This window comes from Paracoccus bogoriensis (assembly GCF_019431455.1).
Taxonomy (GTDB): Bacteria; Pseudomonadota; Alphaproteobacteria; order Rhodobacterales; family Rhodobacteraceae; genus Paracoccus; species Paracoccus bogoriensis.
In genome coordinates this window covers 135,267-152,703 of the sequence record NZ_JAHYSR010000001.1, presented here as the reverse complement: position 1 = coordinate 152,703, position 17,437 = coordinate 135,267, and the positions used below count along the sequence as shown (strand labels likewise).

Here is a 17,437-nt window from a genome sequence, read left to right as displayed (position 1 = left end):
TCGTCCGGGGGTGGTCAACTGCCTTCTTGGGGCACAGTCAGGTCCAGCCGCATCACGATTGCATCCTCGGCAGGTCCATAATAGCGTCGCCTGCGACCGGCCTCCAGCCACCCCCCCGCAGCATAAAGCGCGCGTGCCGCGACGTTCCCCGCCGCGACTTCGAGAAAGGCCGACCGGACGCCCATCCCACGCGCGAATGCCGCGAATTCATCCACAAGTGCGCGCCCGGTGCCCAGGCGGCGCCGGCCGGGATCGACCGCCAGGGTCAGCAATTCGGCCTCGCCCGCCAGCGCCCGGCCCAGCAGGAAGCCCCCGGATCGGGTCAGCAGAAAGGCGCCCTGCCCTGCCAGCAGATCGGCGAATTCGGCGGCTGTCCAGGGACGCGGCACCGTGAAGCAGCGCGCATGAAGCGCCGCCAGAGCGGCGGGGTCGGTCACGGCAGGATGACCGGCGCCGGGTCGCGGGCCGGGGCGGCATCGGCCGGGCGCAGGTAGAACGGCGCGGGCCGGGGCAGGTCAGGGTGGTCAGCCGCGCGTGCCGCCAGATGCGCGACGGCCTCGGCCAGAGGGACCACCGGCGAAGCCGGCGCGGGGCCGGGCGGCAGCGCGCCGGTCGCGGCTTGCCGCGGCCGGCTGCCCCCGTCCCCTCCATGCGTCCCGGCCTGCGCTTCGGTGCCGAAATCCTGCCAGATCACCGCGCCGCCGCGCCCTTCCAGCACCACCCGGCAAGGCCGCGCCAGGCCAAAGGCTGCGGCTTCGGTCGCCGTCACACCCACTGCGGGCACGCCAAGCGCCAGGGCCAACCCACGGGCCGCCGCCACCGCCACCCGGATCCCGGTGAAATTGCCCGGTCCGATGCCCACTCCGATCACGTCCAGATCGCGCCAGCCAAGACCCGCCTCGGCCAGAAGCGCCTCCAGCATGGGCATCAGCCGTTCGGCCTGCCCCCTGGCCATCGGTTCATGGCGCGAGGCCAGAACCCGGTCGCCGCGCAGCAAAGCGGCCGCGCAATGCGCGGCCGACGTGTCGAAGCCCAGGGTAACGCGGTCAGGCAACCGGACGCACCTCTACCACTTCGGGGATATAGTGACGCAACAGGTTCTCGATCCCCATCTTCAGCGTCAGCGTCGAGGACGGACAGCCCGCGCAGGCGCCCTGCATGTGCAGATAGACAATCCCCCGGTCGAAGCCATGGAACGTGATGTCGCCGCCATCCTGCGCCACTGCCGGGCGGACGCGAGTGTCCAGCAATTCCTTGATCTGAACCACGATGTCGGCATCCGGGCCATCATGGGCCGCGTGACCGCCCGCCTCGGCCCCGCCCTGGTCCAGAGCCGGGGCGCCCGACTGGAAATGCTCCATGATCGCACCCAGAACCGAAGGTTTCAGGTGGTCCCACTGGACCGAGTCCGCCTTGGTCACGGTAACGAAATCGCGGCCCAGGAACACCCCCACAACGCCATCCACTGCAAAGATACGGCGCGCCAATGGCGATGCCGAGGCCGCTTCGGCCGATGGGAAATCGGCGGTGCCGCTGCCCAGCACGGTTTCGCCGGGCAGGAATTTCAGGGTGGCGGGGTTGGGCGTGGTCTCGGTCTGGATGAACATGGCAGCGCTCCTTTGGTGCCGATATGGCGATCCGGCGCCTTCGGGTCAAGCCGCCCAAGCGGCGGTCAGGTGATACTTTCCAGCCGCTCCTTGGACAGGCCCGAGGGGACTACGGTGATCGGACAGGGCAACGAAGCCGCGTCGCGCATCAGCCGGTTCAGGACCGGGTTCTGGGCGCTGCCATCGGTGCTGAGACCCATCACGACGATGCCGATCTCGCCATCCTCATCGATCAGCGACAGAAGCTGTTCGGCCACGTCGCCTTCGCGAATGACCAGCTGAGGCTCGACCTTGTGGCGCGAGCGCATCCATTTGGCAAAGACCTCGAAATGCGCCTCGATCCGCTCTCGGGCCTCGGCGCGCATCACCTCGGCCACGCCGAAGCCGTGCTGGATCTCCTCGGGGGGGATGACCGACAGAATGACGACCCCGCCGCCGCTATTGGCCGCACGCATGGCCGCGAAACGCATCGCGTTCAGACATTCGCGGCTGTCGTCCAACAGCACGAGAAACTTGCGCATGGCGGCTTGGGCCCCGTCCCTTCGTCCTCGACTGCCCGACAGAGTGGCGGAAGTGCCATGCACGCGCAAGTGATTGCGCAACCCGGCATCCGGCGGTTTTCATTCCCCTGCAAATATGCTAGCGCCGACAAGAGCATGGCAGACAGCGGGCGGTTTCGTGACGATCCACCATGACTGGGACAAGACCGACACCGCTGAACTCGCGTCCCTGACGGCGCCCCGTATGGCGTGGTTCATCGGCGAGGCGACGGCGCCCGGCGTCAATCCCATGCCGCGATCGAAACGGATCTTCGACATCGCCTTTGCCCTGATCCTGCTGGTGCCGCTGTCCATCGTGATGCTGGTCGTGGCGCTTCTGCTGCTGGTCGCGCAGGGGCGTCCAGTCCTTTACACCGCGCATCGGATGCGCAGCCCGAATCAGCCCTTCACGCAGCTGAAGTTCCGCACCATGATCGCCTCCGATGAGGACGGCGGCGCCACCGGCGCGCACAAACACTGGCGCATCACGCGGATCGGGCGCGTCCTGCGCCGGACGCGGATCGACGAATTACCGCAGCTTTTCAATATCCTGCGCGGTGACATGAGCTTTGTCGGCCCCCGCCCCCCCTTGCGCGAATATGTCGAACGTTTCCCGGCCGTCTATGCCCAGGTGCTGCATTCGCGTCCCGGCGTGACGGGTCTGGCCACGCTGATCTATCACCGCCACGAGGACCGTATCCTGGCGGGCTGCAAATCGGCCGAGGCGACCGAGGCGGCCTATTACCGGCGTTGTCTGCCCGCCAAGCTGAAGATCGACCTGATCTATCAGCGCCACCGCAGCATGGGTCTGGACCTCTGGATTCTGTGGAATACGATCAAGATTGTCGTCTCGCGCCGCGATGAGCGACCGCGCCGGCGCGGTCGCCGCTAGGCGTCTTTCCCGAACGGGTCCGTCGGATAGCCCACGCCAGTCAGATACAGCCCCTGCGGCGGGCAGACCGGCCCGCAGGCCGCGCGGTCGCGCGCCGCCAGCGCCTCGGCCACGCGCTCGGGCCGCCAGGAACCCGCGCCGACCCGTTCCAGCGTGCCGACGATGGATCGCACCTGATTGTGCAGGAAGGACCGCGCGCGCAGCGAAAAGCGGTATTCGCGCCCCTGCGGCACGGCGATCTCGTCAATCGTGATCTCGTCCAGCGTCTTCAGCGGGCTTTTCGCCTGACAGATCGAGGATCGGAAGGTCGTGAAATCATGCGCACCGACCAGATGCGCCGCGCCCTGCCGCATCGCGTCCAGATCCAGCGGGTTCTGCACCTGCCAGACCAGCCCCCGATCATGGGTCGCGGGCGCCCGACGCACCAGCAGGCGGAACAGATAGCGCCGCTCGGTCGCGGAAAAGCGGGCGTGGAAATCGTTATCGACCCGCGCGACGGCCAGAATGGCGATGGGTTGCGGCTTGAGATGCCAGTTCAGCGCCTCGGCCAGGCGAAAGGAATCCCATTCACGGACCAGATCGGCATGGGCGACCTGCCCCGTGGCATGGACGCCCGCATCGGTGCGCCCCGCCGCCGCGATCCGCGCGCCGGCAGCAAAACCGGGGTCCAGACGCGCCAGCGCGGCCTCGATGGCGCCCTGAACGGATGGGCGGTCGGCCTGCGCCTGCCAGCCGGCAAAGGGACCGCCGTCATATTCGACCTTGAATGCATAGCGGGGCATCAGGCGCGCGGCGCCCTTTCGCCGCGCGACAGAAGCTGGTCAAGTGTCTGCGCCTCCTGGCTTTGCAGGGCGGGGCGATCCTCGGGGGCCAAAGCGGTCGCGGCGCCAGTCAACCCCTCGCGCGCCAGGCGTTCGCGCAGAACCGACATCTCGATGTCCAGCGCCTCGCGGTCTCCATCCATCAGCTTGTCGGCGCGGGCCAGGAAGTCGCGCTGCAATTCGTCCAGAAACGCCTCGTAGCTGGCGCGAACGGACGGATCCTGCCGGACCGACTGCAAATCGGCGAAACGAACCGAGGCATCGCGCGCCCCCATCAGATAGACGCCCAGATAGCGCCGGGCCGAGGACAGCCCGCCGGGATTTTCCCGCAGCCGGTCGAACAGGTGATGGACCGCAGCCTCGAACATGCCGACGCGGGCGGTCAGGCGGCGATCCCCCAGCCTTTCGATGGCGGCACGCATCTCCGACAGGTATCCCTCGGCCTCGGCGATCATGCGGGCGGCGCGGTCCTGCTGGAAGCTGTCCGCCCCCTCGGCCCGCTTGTCGCGCATCGGGTCTGGACCGAAGGCCAGCAGATGCATCGCGACCCCGGCCGCGCCGACAAGGGCCGCGTCCACCGTCAGGCCGGGGGCCAGCACGGCCAGGCCCAGACCGGACCCCGCCATCAGCCCGCCGATCAGCTTGCGCGGCAGGGCGGGCGCGCGGGCGACGCGGCGGGCCTCATAGGCGGCCTGCGCGGCCAGCCCCTCGCGCGTCATCCACATGCCGGTGGCGACCAGGCCAAAAGCTGCGAGGTCTGTCACCATGCCGGCGGCGTTCTGAAAGAACGCGCCCAGCACCATCGGAAAGGCCGCGATCGTCACCCATTTCGGACGCCCTTCATGCGGGTGGCGCGGCGCCGGGGGCAGCGCGCCGGGCGCGCCGCGCGGCGCGGCATCGGGCGAAAAACGGCCAGAGAAGCGTTGCGCCATGATCCCCCCTCAGCCCGCAAAGCCGGCGTAAAGCGTCAGCAGCACCAGAAGATAGAAACTGAGTCTCTGGCGGGCAGTGCGGGACATGGGTTGCTCCTTGATGGGCGGATCGGCGCCCGCCTTATATCGGGCATCGCGGCGCGGATTTCAAACGCCGCCCGGTGCGGCGGCGGGAAAGAGCCGCGCCAGCGCCTGATCCAGCGGCGCGGGATCGTGCAGATGCAGCCGCACCGGCAATGCCATGACCTTGGGGCGAAAGGCGCGTGGCAGGCGGGCGGCGTCCTTTTCGGTGGTGACAAGCTGGGCACGGGTCAGGCGGGACTCGGTCTCCAGCCGGGTCAGCAAGGCCGGGGTAAAGGGCTGGTGATCCTCCAGCGCCTCGGCCCGGACCAGATCAGCGCCAAGCGCGCGCAGGGTGGTGAAGAACTTCTCGGGGTGGCCGATCCCGGCAAAGGCCAGCACCCGATGGCCGCGCCAATCAAACCCCATCCGAAGGGGGCGCAGCTCGGCCCGGATATGAGGAGGCGCGGCGGGCGGCGTGGCAAAGCCCGCCTGCGCGCCATCCGGCCCGATCGAGACCAGCAGATCGGCGCGCGCCAGCCCCGTGGCGACGGGTTCGCGCAAGGGACCGGCCGGCAGGCAGAGGCCGTTGCCGAAGCCCTTGGCCGCATCGACCACGACCAGCGACAGGTCATGGGCCAGCGCCGGATCCTGGAAGCCATCATCCAGAAGGATTGCCTGCGCCCCGGCCTGAACCGCCGCGCGCGCCCCCGCCAACCGGTCGCGCGAGACCCAGACCGGGCCGAAGGCGGCCATCAGCAGCGGCTCGTCCCCGGTCAGGGCGGCGTCGTGGCGACGTTCATCGACCTGCATCGGCCCGGTCGCCGTGCCGCCATACCCGCGCGAGACGACATGCGCCGCCACCCCGCGTGCCGCCAGCGCCATTTGCAGATGGATCACCGTCGGCGTCTTGCCGGTGCCGCCCGCATTCAGGTTGCCCACGCAGATCACCGGCACGCCGACCCGCGCCCGCGGGCCCCCGGCCAGCCGCCGCGCCGTCGCACGGGCATAAAGCGCGCCAAGCGGCGCCAGCAGGCGCGCGCGCAGGACGGGCGGGCGCATGAACCAGAAGGCGGGGGCGCGTCTCATGGGGATGGGTTCATGGATGGATGCCTTCCCGCGACAGGGCCTCGAACAGGCGGTCGGCGATGCGGATGGCGACATCGGCGCCGCCGGTGCTGACCGCCCAGGCATTATGCGCCAGCGTGGCGGCCAGTTCCGCCGAGGTCAGATCGACCATGGCCTGCGCCAGCCCCTCGGCCCCCGAGACGGCGCGGGCGGCTCCGGCGCGGTCCAGCTGCTGCCATTCGGTCGGATAACGCTCGGTCCGCGGCCCGTGGACGACGGCCGAGCCCAGAGCCGCGGCCTCGAAGGGGTGGCGCGTAGCGGCCAGGTCGCCCGACAGGGTGCCGCCCATGAAGCTGACCGGCGCCAGCCGATACCACAGGCCCATCTCGGTCATGCCGTCGGTCACAAGAACCTGGATTTCGGGTTCGGGCTCTTCGTCCAGCGCGCGTTGGGCGACGGCCATGCCCATGGTCTCGGCCTGATCGGCCAGGGCTGGGGCGCGGCCGGGATCGCCGGGCGCAAGGATCAGCAGCGCGCGGTGCGAATGGCGCAGAACGGCTTCGTGCGCGGCCAGCACGGCCTGTTCCTCGGAGGGGGGCAGGCCGGCGGCAAACCAGGCATGGCGGCCATCCAACAGGTCGGCCAAGGCCTGGTGCTCGGCCTCGCTGCAATGGAGAGGCTCGCGGATCTCGGTGACAGGACCGGTCATTTCGACCCGCTCGCGCGGCACGCCGATCCTGAGAGCGGCGGCCTCGCTGGCAGGGTCGGTGACAAGGATGTGCGCCATGCCGCGCAGCAACTGACGGCGCAGTGCCTGTTTGAGGTTCCAGCCCGAGGCACTGCGCTGCGGATCCAGACGGGCTTCGGCCAGGACCACGGGGATGGCGCGTTCGGCGGCAGCGGCGATCAGGGCGACAGGCAGGGCTGCACCCAGCAGCAGCAGGGCCTGCGGGCGTGCCGTGTCCAGCAATTGCCGCATCAGGGCCGGATCCTCGCCCGGATCGACCAGCCCCGCCGCAGGCGTTGGCAGGCGGATGATCCTGAGATCGGGGCGCAGCGTCACCAGGCGGCGCAGAACCTGTCTTTCGGCTTGTTCGGCCTGGGGGGCGACATGGACGACGATGGCGGGCCCCGCGCCCGGAGGGACCGGAGGCAGCCCCGACCCGCCCGTCCCGCGGCCGCGCAGATGCAGCCAAATGCCAAGTTGCCCGAGGCCGCTTTCCAGCCCCGCGGCGGACATCAGCCGCCCAGCTCCTCGGTCGGGCTGACCTCGCGTTCCTCATCGCGCAGTCGGTGCAGATGCGCAATGAAATAACGGGTATGGGCGCTGTCCACGGTCCGTTGCGCCTCTGCCTTCCAGGCGGCATAGGCGGTTTCGTAATTGGGGAAGATGCCGACAATGTGAATGTTGTCGGTATCGCGGAACCGGGTGCTTTGCGGGTCGATCAACTCTCCGCCAAAGACTAGGTGCAGACGCTGGCTCATGAAACCTCACTGGATTGGCGCGAACGGGCGCAACCTAACGCGGCGGCGCAGCAAGATGAAGCGCTTTCCCGCTTGCCGACAAGCCTTGTCCGGCGCGGCCCAAGCAGCGAAAAGGGCCGCAGAACGGAGCCAATCATGCATATCGCCATCCTTCTGGCCAGCTATCAGGGCGGCGCCCATATCGGGCAGCAATTGCAGTCCATCGCGGCGCAGGGCTGGCGCGACTGGTCGTTGATCGTTTCGGATGACGGATCGCACGACGACACGCTGGCGGTGGTAGCCGATTTCGCCGCCGGCCAGCCGCCGGGCCGGGTGCGCGTGATCCAAGGCCCGCGGCAGGGACCGACGGCAAATTTCCTGACCGCCTTGGCCCATGCCCCCGATGGCGCCGCCATCGCCTTTTGCGATCAGGACGATCTGTGGTTTCCCGACAAGCTGGCCCGCGCGGCCGAGGCGATGGCGGGCGATACCGGGCCTGTCCATTACGCCGCCCGCACGATCATCGCGGACGAGACGCTGCGGCCGATCTGCGGGTCGCGCCGGTTTCCGCGCCCGCTTGGCCTGAGAAATGCGGTGGTCCAGGCGGTGATGGCGGGCAATACCTCGGTGTTTAGCGCCGAGGCCGCGCGGATCCTGCGCGCAGCGGCGCCCCATGCGCTGGCCGAGGGGGTCGTCTCGCATGACTGGTGGGCCTATCAGGTGATGGCGGCGCAGGGCGCTCGGCTGATCCATGATCCGCGCCCCGCCTTGCTTTATCGCCAGCATCCGCGCAGCACGGTCGGGCGCAACGACACGCTGCCCGCCCTGCGCAACCGGCTGGCGCGATTGATGCGCGGCGAGTTCGGGCAGTGGATGGCGGCCAATCTGCGCGCCCTGGCCCCGTTGGAGCCCTGCCTGCCTCCCCAGGCACGCGAGACGCTGGCCCGCTGTCGCGCGATACAGTCCCTGCCCGGCGCGCGTGCGGCGCGGGCGCTGCTTGGGGCAGGGCTTTACCGGCAGACGCGGGCGGGGACGGCGGCTTTGGTGATGTCGGCGGCGGCGGGGCGGCTCAGAACCGGCGCTGAAGGCTGACGGCAAGGCGCGACAGCGTCAACTCTCCTGCGATACCGCCTTGGTCGATCTGCAAAAGGCTGCCATCGGTCATGTCGGCGATCCGCGCATCGCCGCGCTGCTCGAAGAACCGCTGCCAGCCGGCCTCGACGGTCAGGGTCGTGTTTGCGGAAATCGGCCGCTCGGCGCCGAGGCCAAGGCCCAGATAGGGCTGCGCGTCGATCGAGTGATCAAAGCGCAGGTCGCGCAGCCAGTGGATATCGACCTCGCGCGGCTGCACGCTGACACCGGCGCGCAGCAGGCCCGTCATCCGCCAGCTGCCCATGTCGCGGCGCGCCTCGACCCCGGCAAAAACCGCCTTGTGGCGTTGCAGGTAATCAATGGCGCGCAGATCGTCGGGCAGGTCGAATTCGGCATCGCGGAAATCGTCGAAGGAATAGACGAACGATCCGCCCCAGGACCGCCACGAGGCCTGGCTGTATTTGAACCCGCCATGCAGGCTGACCCGCGCGCCCGCGATCTCTGCGATATCGCGCCCAAGGGTCACGTCCAGATCGACATGGCTGCGAAGATCCGTCCGCGGGTGCAGCGAACGATGCGTCCAGTCCTCCAGCCTGCGGCCCCGCGCAAAAGGTTCAAGCCAGTCGTAATCGGCCATGAACCCGCCCCCGCCCATCGCGACCACGGCCTGAGCGCCCAGATGCCAGCCCTGCGGCAGGTCATGCGTCACACCCAGTTTCAGCACCGGGACGCGGCTGTCCCAGGTCAGCCGGCTGATCCGGTCCGGGCCATCATAGACCAGCTCGTCGGCCAGAACACGACTATAGCCCAGCCCGAAATCCAGCGTTGTAGTCTCACCCGCAGCCGCCGAGGGACCAAGCGACAATGCGGCAAGAAATATCAATTTCTTAATCATGACCATCTCCTGGCAATCGCTTTGTTGTCTAGCGCTGCCGTGCGGGCAAGGCTATGCCCTTGCGCCTTCGGCGTGTCGCTGCGTTACGCCTTGTGGCGCGGAAGCGCGGTTGGCATCCTCCCGGCAAAGCAAGGGAGAAAACGAGATGCTGCCCGATATCCTGAAACGGCTTCGCATTCCCGTCGTGGCCTCGCCCATGTTCATCGTGTCGGGGCCGGAACTGGTCATCGCCCAGTGCAAGGCGGGCATCGTCGGCAGCTTTCCAGCCCTGAACGCCCGCGAGAAAGACGGCGAGCCGCCCCTGCTGGAGGCCTGGCTGACCCGCATCACCGAGGAACTGGACCGCCATAATCAGGCGAATCCTGACCGGCCTGCCGCGCCCTTTGCCGTGAACCAGATCGTCCATCGCAGCAATGGCCGGCTGGAACGCGATATCGAGATCTGCCACCGCCACAAGGTGCCCATCTGGATCACCTCGCTTGGCGCGCGGGTCGAGGTGAATCAGGCCGCCCATGATTGCGGCGGCATTGCCTTGCACGACGTGATCAACAATGTCTTTGCGAAAAAAGCCATCGAGAAAGGCGCCGACGGGCTGATCGCGGTCGCCGCCGGCGCGGGCGGTCATGCCGGGCCGCAATCGCCCTTTGCCCTGATCCAGGAGATCCGCGAATGGTTCGACGGGCCGCTGCTGCTGTCAGGCTCCATCGCCACCGGCCGCGCGGTGCTGGCGGCTCAGGTCATGGGCGCGGATCTGGCCTATATCGGCAGCCCCTTCATCGCCACGACCGAGGCGAATGCCCAGCCCGAATACAAGAAGATGATCGTGGATTGCGGCGCCATGGACATCGTGACCTCGTCGCTGTTCACGGGGGTTTCGGGAAATTACCTCGCGCCCTCGATCCGCAATGCGGGGCTGGACCCCGACAAACTGGGCCAGGCCGATGCCAGCACGATGGATTTCGGCGGCGGCGCGGGCAAGCCCAAGGCCTGGTCCACGATCTGGGGCGCGGGTCAGGGCATCGGCGCGGTCAAGGCGATCGAGCCCGCCGCGGCGCTGGTCGAGAGGCTGGAGGCCGAATACCGTGCCGCACGCGCCGGAATCGGGGCGCTTTAGTCTCTGGCTGTCGATGATTGCGGCATCATCCTTTCGCGGGCGCGGCGCGGTCCCCATATAGGGGCCGCAAGCCAGATTACCCGTGGAGGATCCGTTGAACTATCGCAGGACGCAGGAAGCGATCGACCGGCTGACCCCGGAACAATATCGCGTCACCCAGGAAAACGGCACCGAACGCGCCTTTACCGGGGAATACGACGATCATTTCGAGCCCGGGCTCTATGTGGACATCGTCTCGGGCGAGCCGCTATTCGCCAGCAGCGCAAAATACGATTCGGGCTGTGGCTGGCCGGCCTTTACCAGGCCCGTCACCGACAATGTGACCGAACATCGCGACACAAGTCATGGCATGGTGCGCATCGAAGTGCGGTCGAAACATGGCGACAGCCATCTGGGCCATGTCTTCCCCGACGGCCCGCGCGAGTCGGGCGGGCTGCGCTATTGCATCAATTCGGCCGCGCTTCGGTTCGTGCCGAAGGACCGGATGGAGGCCGAGGGTTACGGAGAATACCTTTCTCAGGTCGAGGAGGCCTCTCATGGCTGAGCGCGCGGTCCTGGCGGGGGGGTGTTTCTGGGGGATGCAGGATCTGATCCGGCGCCTGCCGGGTGTCATCGCGACCCGGGTGGGCTATACCGGAGGCGATGTCCCGAACGCGACCTATCGCAACCATGGCACCCATGCCGAGGGCATCGAGGTCATCTTCGACCCGGACCTGCTGAGCTATCGCCGGCTGCTGGAGTTCTTCTTTCAGATCCATGATCCGACAACGCCGAACCGGCAGGGAAACGACGTCGGCCCCAGCTATCGTTCGGCGATCTATTTCGTGAACGACACGCAGCGCCAGGTAGCCACCGATGTCATCGCAGAGATTGACGCCTCGGGGCTGTGGCCGGGAAAGGTCGTCACCGAGGTCGAGCCGGTGGGCGATTTCTGGGAAGCCGAGCCAGAGCATCAGGATTACCTGGAGCGATTCCCCAACGGCTATACCTGCCATTTCCCGCGTCCCCACTGGGTCTTGCCCCGCCGCGAGTCCGCCGAGGGGCGGTAACTGCTGCGCGTCCTGCGCGCGTCCTGCGGCCGCCGGGGCTTTGCCCCGGAACCTAGGCCCGGAACCTGGGATAGTCGGACCAAGGCAAGGCCGGGATCCACGGATGAGAAAGGCCGGGCTTCTGCCCGGCCTTTTTGCGTCATGATACGCGGGGGTCAGCCTTGACCGTCGGTATCCGCGATACCCTCGACATCGGCCGCATCCTCGCCACCGGCAGCGCCGGGATCGCTGGCATCGGTGCCGATGGTGGCATCGGGCTCGCCACCCTCGGTCTCACCGGGGATGCCGGGCTGCACCGCATCGGGAAGGGCCGGCGTTGCGTCTTCGCCAGGCATCGTCACCGGTTCCCCACCATCGGTTTCACCGGGAAGGCCGGGTTGGGTCGTGCCGCCACGGCCGACCGTGTCCATCGGCTGGTCCGTTTGGGTCGGCATGGCTGCGGGATCGTCGATCACCACGAAGTCGGCTTCATCGGGACCGACCGGCACACCGTCCACCGCAATCAGGCGGCCTGTCGCGGTGCTGTAAACCAGTTCGACCATCTCGTCGCCACGATTGGCGGTCACAGTCAGCGTGGTGCCGTCGCGTGTGATGAGGATATTGGTGAAGCCCTGAGATTCCAGCGCGTTTCGGATCGCTTCGTCATTGGCGTTCTGGGCAAGGGTCTCGTAGCCCGTCTCGCTGGTCGTGGCGACCGGCGCCTGGCCTTCCAGCGCGGTTTCAGGGACGACGACGTTGTTGCCGGCGGGCGTATCCACGCTGACCTGGGCATAGGCGGCGCTGCCGAGCAGGGTGGCAATCAGGGCCGCCTTGCCCGCGAGCATGGCGGATTTCATCTTGGCGTTCAGCATGGGATTTCTCCTGTTGCGTTGGCATTGGCCCTTACAACACGCTGGGCGGCCTCGGGTTCATCCGGGACGGCGCGACTGGCTCGCGGAGCTGGGCGGCGATCACCTGTTCTTGCGCAAGTGTGACGGGTTTCGGATGTCGAGCAGCCATCTTTGGTGGGAACCTGCCGATATGGCGCGTCTGTCGCAAGCCAAGCCGGCAGGGTTTCGCCGGTTTTGGGAAAATCTGCGACCAGGCCGGGTCATCGGAGATCATGGCGCTTAGCTTGAGGGCGGGGCACCCCGTCGGCGCCCCGGATGACGGAAAAGGAGAAATCGCATGATCCGCCATATCGCACTGGTTCTGGGTGTCAGCCTGACGGCGCCTGCTGCCATCGCGCAGGAAGCCGCGGCCCCCGAGGGCGCGGCGGTCGATGCCGCCGCCACCTATGAGGCTGCGCGCAACCAGCTGGGCATCCTGAAATACTGTCAGGCGCAAGGCTTTACCGGAGACGAGGCCGTGGCCGTGCAGACCCGGCTGGTCGGCATGATCCCCGCCGGAGACACCGCCGCGGGCGATGCCGCCGAAGCGCGCGGGACCGAAGGCGTCATTGCCATCGGCGACACGCAGATCACGTTGGCCGAAGCGGTCGCGGGACAGGGCGGCACGGTCGAAGGCACATGCAAGGAGATCGAAACCGCCGTGAACGAGGTCGGCGCCTCGCTGCCTGCCGGCTGACGCGGCGCGCCTTGGGCGTCACTTGGACACCAGGCAGGAGTGACGGGCCGCTTGGCAGGAAGCGGCCCGTCTGACGTTGAGCCTTTGCCGCTCAGGCTTGGGGATCCTCGCCGACAAGGGGAGCGGTTGCGGCGCGGGCGGTGTCGTGATCCTCGGCCGCGGCGCCGGCCTCGATGAGGTCGCGAGCCTCTTCCTCGGTCTCGTCCTCAAGGGCAGGCGGGGCCTCTCCGGCGAGGAAGTTCCCGAATTTCTCCCATCCGGGAATATGTTCGGCCAGAACCCGCAACACCACCAGAACCGGCACCGCGATCACCATGCCGATCACCGACCAGAGCCATGCCCAAAGCGCAACCGCCAGGAACACGACCACCGTGTTCATCTGAAGCCTGCGCGAGACGAAATAGGGCGTGACGATCTGCCCTTCGAGCGTGGTCAGGCCCAGATAGGTCAGCCCGACCATCAGCGGCCAGAAAAGATCGGGCATCACGATCAGCGCGACCAGCGTCGAGATGATCACCCCCGCGATCGAGCCGAGATAGGGGATGAAGTTCAGCACGAAGGCGCCGATCCCGAACAGAAGCGGCGCGGGCATTCCCCAGGCCCACATGGCCAGACCCACCGCCAGACCCAGCCCCGCGTTGATCAGCGTGATCGCGCCCAGGTAATTGCCAAGCGATTCCTCGATCTCGCGCAGGGCCAGATAGGCGGCGCGCTTGTCGCGCATCCGGTCGAAGCTCTGAACGATCTTGAGATAGAGCAGGTCGCCCGAGGCCATCATGAAGAACAGCAGGACCAGCGTGAACATGATCTGGGCCAGAAGCAGCGGCGCCGACTTCACCACCATGCCAAGCGTGGTTTCGCCGCCCTGCTCGATCCGGATCGTTGCGGGCAGTTCGGTTTCGGTTCCGACATTCTCGATGCGTCGGGCGGCGTCGCGCAGATCGCTGACGCTGTCGCGGAGGCTTTCGAACTTCTGTTCCAGCTGCGAGCTGATCAGCGGCATGTTGTTCATTGCGCGCGAGATGGGACCGCTGGCCGCATAGGCGATGACGCTGACGACAAGCAGGATCGACAGCGTGACGCCAAGCGCCGTGATCCCGTCGGGAATGCCGCGTCGCTGCGCCAGGCGCCGCAGGGGTGTGAAGACGAAGAACAGCAGAACCGCCATCGTGACGGGCATGAGAAATTCTCGCGCCGCCGCGATGGCCGCGAAGGCCAGCACCAGAAAGATGCCGATGATCGCCCAGTTCGCCCGGCGCGCCGAGCCCTGCGCCATGCGCGGAAAGTGATGTCCCCCCGGACCGGCCATGCTGTTCCCCCGACACGGGCGGCTGGATTGCACCCGAGATACGCGCCACGAACGCAACAAACGGGCCGGTTGTTCCGGCCCGCCTGCGGATGCGGTGGTCGGCGCTTGTGCCCCGGATCAGATCGGGCGGTCGCCCTGGGCGTCGATGACGCGGGTGGGCAGGCCCATGTCGCCGAGAAGTTCAAGGAAGGGCCGCGCGGGCAGTTCCTCGACATTGACCATCTTCTTCACGTCCCAGGGCCCGCGGGCGATCAGGATGGCGGCGGCGACCGGCGGCACGCCCGCCGTGTAGCTGATCCCCTGGCTGCCCACCTCAAGATAGGCTTCCTTGTGATCGGCGACGTTGTAGATGAAGACCTCGCCGGGCTGACCGTCGCGGGTGCCCTTGACCAGATCGCCGATGCAGGTCTTGCCTTCGTAATCGGGGGCAAGGCTGGCCGGATCGGGCAGAACGGCCTTGACAACCTTCAGCGGCACGACCTCCAGCCCCTCGGCGGTGGTCACGGGCTGTTCGGACAGAAGGCCAAGGTTCTTGAGAACCGTGAATACGTTGATGTAATGTTCGCCGAAGCCCATCCAGAAGCGGACATCCGCATCGGGATAGCGCGCGGCCAGGCTGTGAACCTCGTCATGGCCCGAAAGATAGGCGGTGCGCTTGCCGACGACGGGCAGATCCCATTCACGGCCGACCTCGAACATCTTGTTCGTTTTCCATTCGCCGCCCTGCCAGGAATAGACCGTGCCGGTGAACTCACGGAAATTGATCTCGGGGTCGAAATTCGTGGCGAACCAGCGGCCATGCGAACCCGCGTTGATGTCCACGATGTCGATGCTGTCGATCTTGTCGAAATACTCGTCCTCGGCCAGACGGGCATAGGCATTGACCACGCCCGGATCGAAGCCCGCGCCCAGAACGGCGGTGATGCCCGCCTTGGCCACGTCCTCGCGCCGCTTCCATTCGTAATTGGCATACCAGGGCGGCGTTTCGCAGATCTTGGCCGGATCCTCGTGGATCGCCGTGTCGATATAGGCGGCGCCTGCGCGGATGCAGCCTTCCAGCACGGTCATGTTGATGAAGGCGGTGCCGACATTGATGACGATCTTTGCGTCAAGCTGACGGATCAGCGCCTCGACCGCATCCGCGTCCATCGCGTCCAGCCTGTGGCTGGCAAAGGGCATCTGGTGGCCCTTGTCGCGCAGGCTGTCGATGATCGCATCGGCCTTGGCCTGCGTGCGGCTGGCGATATGCAGGTCGCCGAACTCGGCCGCCCATTGCGCGACCTTGTGGGCCGTGACCTGCGCCACGCCGCCCGCACCGATGATGAGCACGTTCTTCTTCGCCAATTCTGTCTCCTTCAGGTGGCAGAGGATGGGAGGCCGTCAGGAAAGGCTGGCCTTGTAATCGTCATAGTCGAAGCTGCGGACGGTGCGGATCGTTCCGTCCTCGTGGCGGTGGGCGATGGCGGGCATGGCCACGCCGTTGAACCAGTTCTTCTTGACCATCGTATAGCCCGCCGCGTCGCGGATGCTGATGCGGTCCCCGACTTCCAGCGGGCGAGCCAGGCGCGCGGTGCCGAAAATGTCGCCCGCCAGACAGGTCTTGCCTGCGATCTGGTATTCATGCGGCCCTTCGTCGGGCAGCTTGGCGTCCTGACGATAGATCAGCAGGTCCAGCATATGCGCCTCGGTCGAACTGTCCACGATGGCGATTTGCTTGCCGTTGTCGATGATGTCCAGCACGCTGACCTCGAGCGTGGTCGTCTCGGTGATGCTGGCCTCGCCCGGTTCCAGATAGGCCTGCACGCCGAACCGGTCCTGGAAGGCGCGCAGCCGCGCGGCCAGACGGTCCAGCGGGTAGCCCTGGCCGGTGAAGTGGATGCCCCCGCCAAGCGAAACCCAGTCCAGCCGGTGCAGCAGGGCGCCGAATTCGTCCTCGATCCGGGTCAGTTGCCGGTCGAACAGATCGAAATCCGCGTTCTCGCAATTGTAGTGGATCATCACGCCGCTGATGCGGTCCAGCGCCTGTTCCAGCCGCGCCATGTCCCATTCCCCAAGCCGCGAGAAGGGCCGCGCCGGGTCCGCCAGATCGAAGCCCGAGGTGGAAAAGCGCGGGTTCAGCCGCAGCCCGGCCGCGATCCCCGCTGCCTCTGCACGGTCGGAAAAGCGGTCAAGCTGGCCAAGGCTGTTGAAGATGATCTTGTCGGCATAGCCGATCGCCTCGTCGATCTCGTGATCGGCCCAGGCAACGGAATAGGCGTGGGTCTCCTTGCCGAAGGTCTCGCGCCCCAACCGCAATTCGTAGAGCGACGACGAGGTCGTGCCGTCCATGAAATCGCGCATGTGGTCAAAAACCGACCAGGTGGCAAAGCACTTCAGCGCCAGCAGCGCCCTGGCGCCCGACGCCTCGCGCAGATGGGCGATCTTGTCCATGTTCTCGCGCAGCCGGGCAAGGTCGATCAGGTAATGGGGCGTCTGCGGCAGGGTCATGGGCGAACCTTCTTGTCGGGCCTTCTGGTCGGCGGTCGGGTTGTCGGGCGGGCGGTCATCACGAGACAACGGAACCCGCGATATAAAGACCGGCCCCGCTTTTCGCAAGAAAGCGTGACAGGCCGATGACGCGGCGCACCCCGTCCCCGCGTCGGCAAGGCGGGCCTCAGCCCTGCGGCTGCGCCATCTTGCGAAGTTCTCGCTTGACCAGTTCCAGCTCGGCGCGCAGGGCCGCGATCTCGGCCAGCAGATCATCCTCGAGCGGGCGCCCCGCCAACAGCGCCAGCCGCGCCAGGGTCAGGGCCGGCTCGCTGCCCGACTCGGCCAGCAGCATCAGCGTCTGCACCCCGTCCGAGACGACCGCGCCGGGCAGATCGACCTCGACCCGCCAACCCTCGCTCTCCGGGGTCAGCCTCGCCTCAGCCAGGATCTCGCCCTGATGGGACAGAACCACGCGGTCAGGCGCCGCGCCGCCCGACAGCAGGCCGTGCCATGTTCCGCCCCTGACACCATGGCTTTCGAAGTGCAGCATCATCTGTTCC

At 67.2% G+C, this 17,437-nt stretch carries 21 protein-coding genes; 6 read left to right on the top strand and 15 right to left on the bottom strand.

The window, feature by feature from the left end; translation table 11 throughout:
- Nucleotides 1-14 precede the first annotated feature (14 nt).
- The 4 genes from KY389_RS00765 to KY389_RS00750 form a co-directional block, all read right to left on the bottom strand.
- Complete coding sequence (locus KY389_RS00765) at nt 15-437, bottom strand: GNAT family N-acetyltransferase (protein WP_219828798.1); 423 nt, start codon at nt 435-437, stop codon at nt 15-17.
- Nucleotides 434-1,054 (bottom strand): tRNA (adenosine(37)-N6)-threonylcarbamoyltransferase complex dimerization subunit type 1 TsaB, encoded by a 621-nt coding sequence (gene tsaB, locus KY389_RS00760; protein WP_219828797.1) that lies wholly within the window; start codon nt 1,052-1,054, stop codon nt 434-436. The genes KY389_RS00765 and tsaB overlap by 4 nt, the downstream gene beginning before the upstream one ends.
- Nucleotides 1,047-1,607, bottom strand: coding sequence for a NifU family protein (locus tag KY389_RS00755; RefSeq protein ID WP_219828796.1), 561 nt, complete (start codon nt 1,605-1,607; stop codon nt 1,047-1,049). The genes tsaB and KY389_RS00755 overlap by 8 nt, the downstream gene beginning before the upstream one ends.
- A gap of 65 nt (nt 1,608-1,672) precedes the next feature.
- A complete protein-coding gene (locus KY389_RS00750) occupies nt 1,673-2,128 on the bottom strand; it encodes a universal stress protein (RefSeq protein ID WP_219828795.1) in 456 nt (151 codons plus the stop codon).
- Between the two features lie 268 nt (nt 2,129-2,396).
- Here KY389_RS00750 and KY389_RS00745 point away from each other — a divergent pair, with 268 nt between their 5' ends.
- Nucleotides 2,397-3,038, top strand: coding sequence for a sugar transferase (locus KY389_RS00745; protein WP_219828868.1), 642 nt, complete (start codon nt 2,397-2,399; stop codon nt 3,036-3,038).
- Here the strand turns inward: KY389_RS00745 and truA are convergent.
- The 5 genes from truA to KY389_RS00720 all read right to left on the bottom strand — a co-directional run bounded on the left by truA (nt 3,035) and on the right by KY389_RS00720 (nt 7,404).
- Nucleotides 3,035-3,820 carry a tRNA pseudouridine(38-40) synthase TruA gene (gene truA, locus KY389_RS00740; RefSeq protein ID WP_219828794.1) on the bottom strand — a complete coding sequence of 262 codons (786 nt, stop codon included), beginning with the start codon at nt 3,818-3,820 and terminating at the stop codon, nt 3,035-3,037. The genes KY389_RS00745 and truA overlap by 4 nt on opposite strands.
- On the bottom strand, nt 3,820-4,791 hold the full coding sequence (locus KY389_RS00735; protein ID WP_219828793.1) for a 5-bromo-4-chloroindolyl phosphate hydrolysis family protein: 972 nt from the start codon (nt 4,789-4,791) through the stop codon (nt 3,820-3,822). The genes truA and KY389_RS00735 overlap by 1 nt, the downstream gene beginning before the upstream one ends.
- Nucleotides 4,792-4,938: 147 nt before the next feature.
- Nucleotides 4,939-5,940, bottom strand: coding sequence for a tetraacyldisaccharide 4'-kinase (gene lpxK / locus KY389_RS00730; protein WP_219828792.1), 1,002 nt, complete (start codon nt 5,938-5,940; stop codon nt 4,939-4,941).
- Between the two features lie 10 nt (nt 5,941-5,950).
- A complete protein-coding gene (locus KY389_RS00725; RefSeq protein ID WP_219828791.1) occupies nt 5,951-7,159 on the bottom strand; it encodes a 3-deoxy-D-manno-octulosonic acid transferase in 1,209 nt (402 codons plus the stop codon).
- Complete coding sequence (locus KY389_RS00720; RefSeq protein ID WP_219828790.1) at nt 7,159-7,404, bottom strand: DUF4170 domain-containing protein; 246 nt, start codon at nt 7,402-7,404, stop codon at nt 7,159-7,161. Before KY389_RS00720 ends, KY389_RS00725 begins: the two co-directional genes overlap by 1 nt.
- Nucleotides 7,405-7,539: 135 nt before the next feature.
- Between KY389_RS00720 and KY389_RS00715 the strand changes: the two genes are divergently transcribed.
- Nucleotides 7,540-8,475: a glycosyltransferase gene (locus tag KY389_RS00715; protein WP_219828789.1), complete on the top strand. Its 936-nt coding sequence runs from the start codon at nt 7,540-7,542 to the stop codon at nt 8,473-8,475.
- Here KY389_RS00715 and KY389_RS00710 read toward each other — a convergent pair.
- Nucleotides 8,453-9,370 carry an omptin family outer membrane protease gene (locus KY389_RS00710; protein ID WP_219828788.1) on the bottom strand — a complete coding sequence of 306 codons (918 nt, stop codon included), beginning with the start codon at nt 9,368-9,370 and terminating at the stop codon, nt 8,453-8,455. The two genes, KY389_RS00715 and KY389_RS00710, sit on opposite strands and share 23 nt — an antisense overlap.
- A gap of 145 nt (nt 9,371-9,515) precedes the next feature.
- On the opposite strand from KY389_RS00710, the gene KY389_RS00705 reads away from it, so the two are divergent.
- The 3 genes from KY389_RS00705 (at nt 9,516) to msrA (ending at nt 11,533) form a co-directional block, all read left to right on the top strand.
- Nucleotides 9,516-10,484, top strand: coding sequence for an NAD(P)H-dependent flavin oxidoreductase (locus tag KY389_RS00705; protein WP_219828787.1), 969 nt, complete (start codon nt 9,516-9,518; stop codon nt 10,482-10,484).
- 94 nt (nt 10,485-10,578) lie between these two features.
- Nucleotides 10,579-11,028: a peptide-methionine (R)-S-oxide reductase MsrB gene (msrB, locus tag KY389_RS00700; protein WP_219828786.1), complete on the top strand. Its 450-nt coding sequence runs from the start codon at nt 10,579-10,581 to the stop codon at nt 11,026-11,028.
- Nucleotides 11,021-11,533 (top strand): peptide-methionine (S)-S-oxide reductase MsrA, encoded by a 513-nt coding sequence (gene msrA, locus KY389_RS00695; protein ID WP_219828785.1) that lies wholly within the window; start codon nt 11,021-11,023, stop codon nt 11,531-11,533. Before msrB ends, msrA begins: the two co-directional genes overlap by 8 nt.
- A 155-nt stretch (nt 11,534-11,688) precedes the next feature.
- Here msrA and KY389_RS00690 read toward each other — a convergent pair whose 3' ends face one another.
- Complete coding sequence (locus KY389_RS00690; protein ID WP_219828784.1) at nt 11,689-12,384, bottom strand: hypothetical protein; 696 nt, start codon at nt 12,382-12,384, stop codon at nt 11,689-11,691.
- Between the two features lie 316 nt (nt 12,385-12,700).
- Between KY389_RS00690 and KY389_RS00685 the strand changes: the two genes are divergently transcribed.
- Nucleotides 12,701-13,099 (top strand): pore-forming ESAT-6 family protein, encoded by a 399-nt coding sequence (locus KY389_RS00685; RefSeq protein ID WP_219828783.1) that lies wholly within the window; start codon nt 12,701-12,703, stop codon nt 13,097-13,099.
- A gap of 91 nt (nt 13,100-13,190) precedes the next feature.
- Here the strand turns inward: KY389_RS00685 and KY389_RS00680 are convergent, their stop codons facing one another.
- The 4 genes from KY389_RS00680 to KY389_RS00665 all read right to left on the bottom strand — a co-directional run bounded on the left by KY389_RS00680 (nt 13,191) and on the right by KY389_RS00665 (nt 17,427).
- Nucleotides 13,191-14,408: an AI-2E family transporter gene (locus KY389_RS00680; protein ID WP_219828782.1), complete on the bottom strand. Its 1,218-nt coding sequence runs from the start codon at nt 14,406-14,408 to the stop codon at nt 13,191-13,193.
- Between the two features lie 117 nt (nt 14,409-14,525).
- Nucleotides 14,526-15,752 carry a saccharopine dehydrogenase family protein gene (locus KY389_RS00675; protein WP_219828781.1) on the bottom strand — a complete coding sequence of 409 codons (1,227 nt, stop codon included), beginning with the start codon at nt 15,750-15,752 and terminating at the stop codon, nt 14,526-14,528.
- Between the two features lie 36 nt (nt 15,753-15,788).
- Complete coding sequence (locus KY389_RS00670) at nt 15,789-16,889, bottom strand: carboxynorspermidine decarboxylase (RefSeq protein WP_219828867.1); 1,101 nt, start codon at nt 16,887-16,889, stop codon at nt 15,789-15,791.
- Nucleotides 16,890-17,061: 172 nt separating this feature from the next.
- Nucleotides 17,062-17,427 (bottom strand): hypothetical protein, encoded by a 366-nt coding sequence (locus tag KY389_RS00665; RefSeq protein ID WP_219828780.1) that lies wholly within the window; start codon nt 17,425-17,427, stop codon nt 17,062-17,064.
- Nucleotides 17,428-17,437 lie beyond the last annotated feature (10 nt).

Coding starts and splice junctions, on each gene's coding strand:
- KY389_RS00755 (WP_219828796.1), bottom strand. CDS start 1,607: ATGTTCATCCAGACCGAGACCACGCCCAACCCCGCCACCCTGAAATTC.
- KY389_RS00750 (WP_219828795.1), bottom strand. CDS start 2,128: ATGCGCAAGTTTCTCGTGCTGTTGGACGACAGCCGCGAATGTCTGAAC.
- KY389_RS00745 (WP_219828868.1), top strand. CDS start 2,397: ATGCCGCGATCGAAACGGATCTTCGACATCGCCTTTGCCCTGATCCTG.
- truA (WP_219828794.1), bottom strand. CDS start 3,820: ATGCCCCGCTATGCATTCAAGGTCGAATATGACGGCGGTCCCTTTGCC.
- KY389_RS00735 (WP_219828793.1), bottom strand. CDS start 4,791: ATGGCGCAACGCTTCTCTGGCCGTTTTTCGCCCGATGCCGCGCCGCGC.
- lpxK (WP_219828792.1), bottom strand. CDS start 5,940: ATGAGACGCGCCCCCGCCTTCTGGTTCATGCGCCCGCCCGTCCTGCGC.
- KY389_RS00725 (WP_219828791.1), bottom strand. CDS start 7,159: ATGTCCGCCGCGGGGCTGGAAAGCGGCCTCGGGCAACTTGGCATTTGG.
- KY389_RS00720 (WP_219828790.1), bottom strand. CDS start 7,404: ATGAGCCAGCGTCTGCACCTAGTCTTTGGCGGAGAGTTGATCGACCCG.
- KY389_RS00715 (WP_219828789.1), top strand. CDS start 7,540: ATGCATATCGCCATCCTTCTGGCCAGCTATCAGGGCGGCGCCCATATC.
- KY389_RS00710 (WP_219828788.1), bottom strand. CDS start 9,370: ATGATTAAGAAATTGATATTTCTTGCCGCATTGTCGCTTGGTCCCTCG.
- KY389_RS00705 (WP_219828787.1), top strand. CDS start 9,516: ATGCTGCCCGATATCCTGAAACGGCTTCGCATTCCCGTCGTGGCCTCG.
- msrA (WP_219828785.1), top strand. CDS start 11,021: ATGGCTGAGCGCGCGGTCCTGGCGGGGGGGTGTTTCTGGGGGATGCAG.
- KY389_RS00690 (WP_219828784.1), bottom strand. CDS start 12,384: ATGCTGAACGCCAAGATGAAATCCGCCATGCTCGCGGGCAAGGCGGCC.
- KY389_RS00685 (WP_219828783.1), top strand. CDS start 12,701: ATGATCCGCCATATCGCACTGGTTCTGGGTGTCAGCCTGACGGCGCCT.
- KY389_RS00680 (WP_219828782.1), bottom strand. CDS start 14,408: ATGGCCGGTCCGGGGGGACATCACTTTCCGCGCATGGCGCAGGGCTCG.
- KY389_RS00665 (WP_219828780.1), bottom strand. CDS start 17,427: ATGCTGCACTTCGAAAGCCATGGTGTCAGGGGCGGAACATGGCACGGC.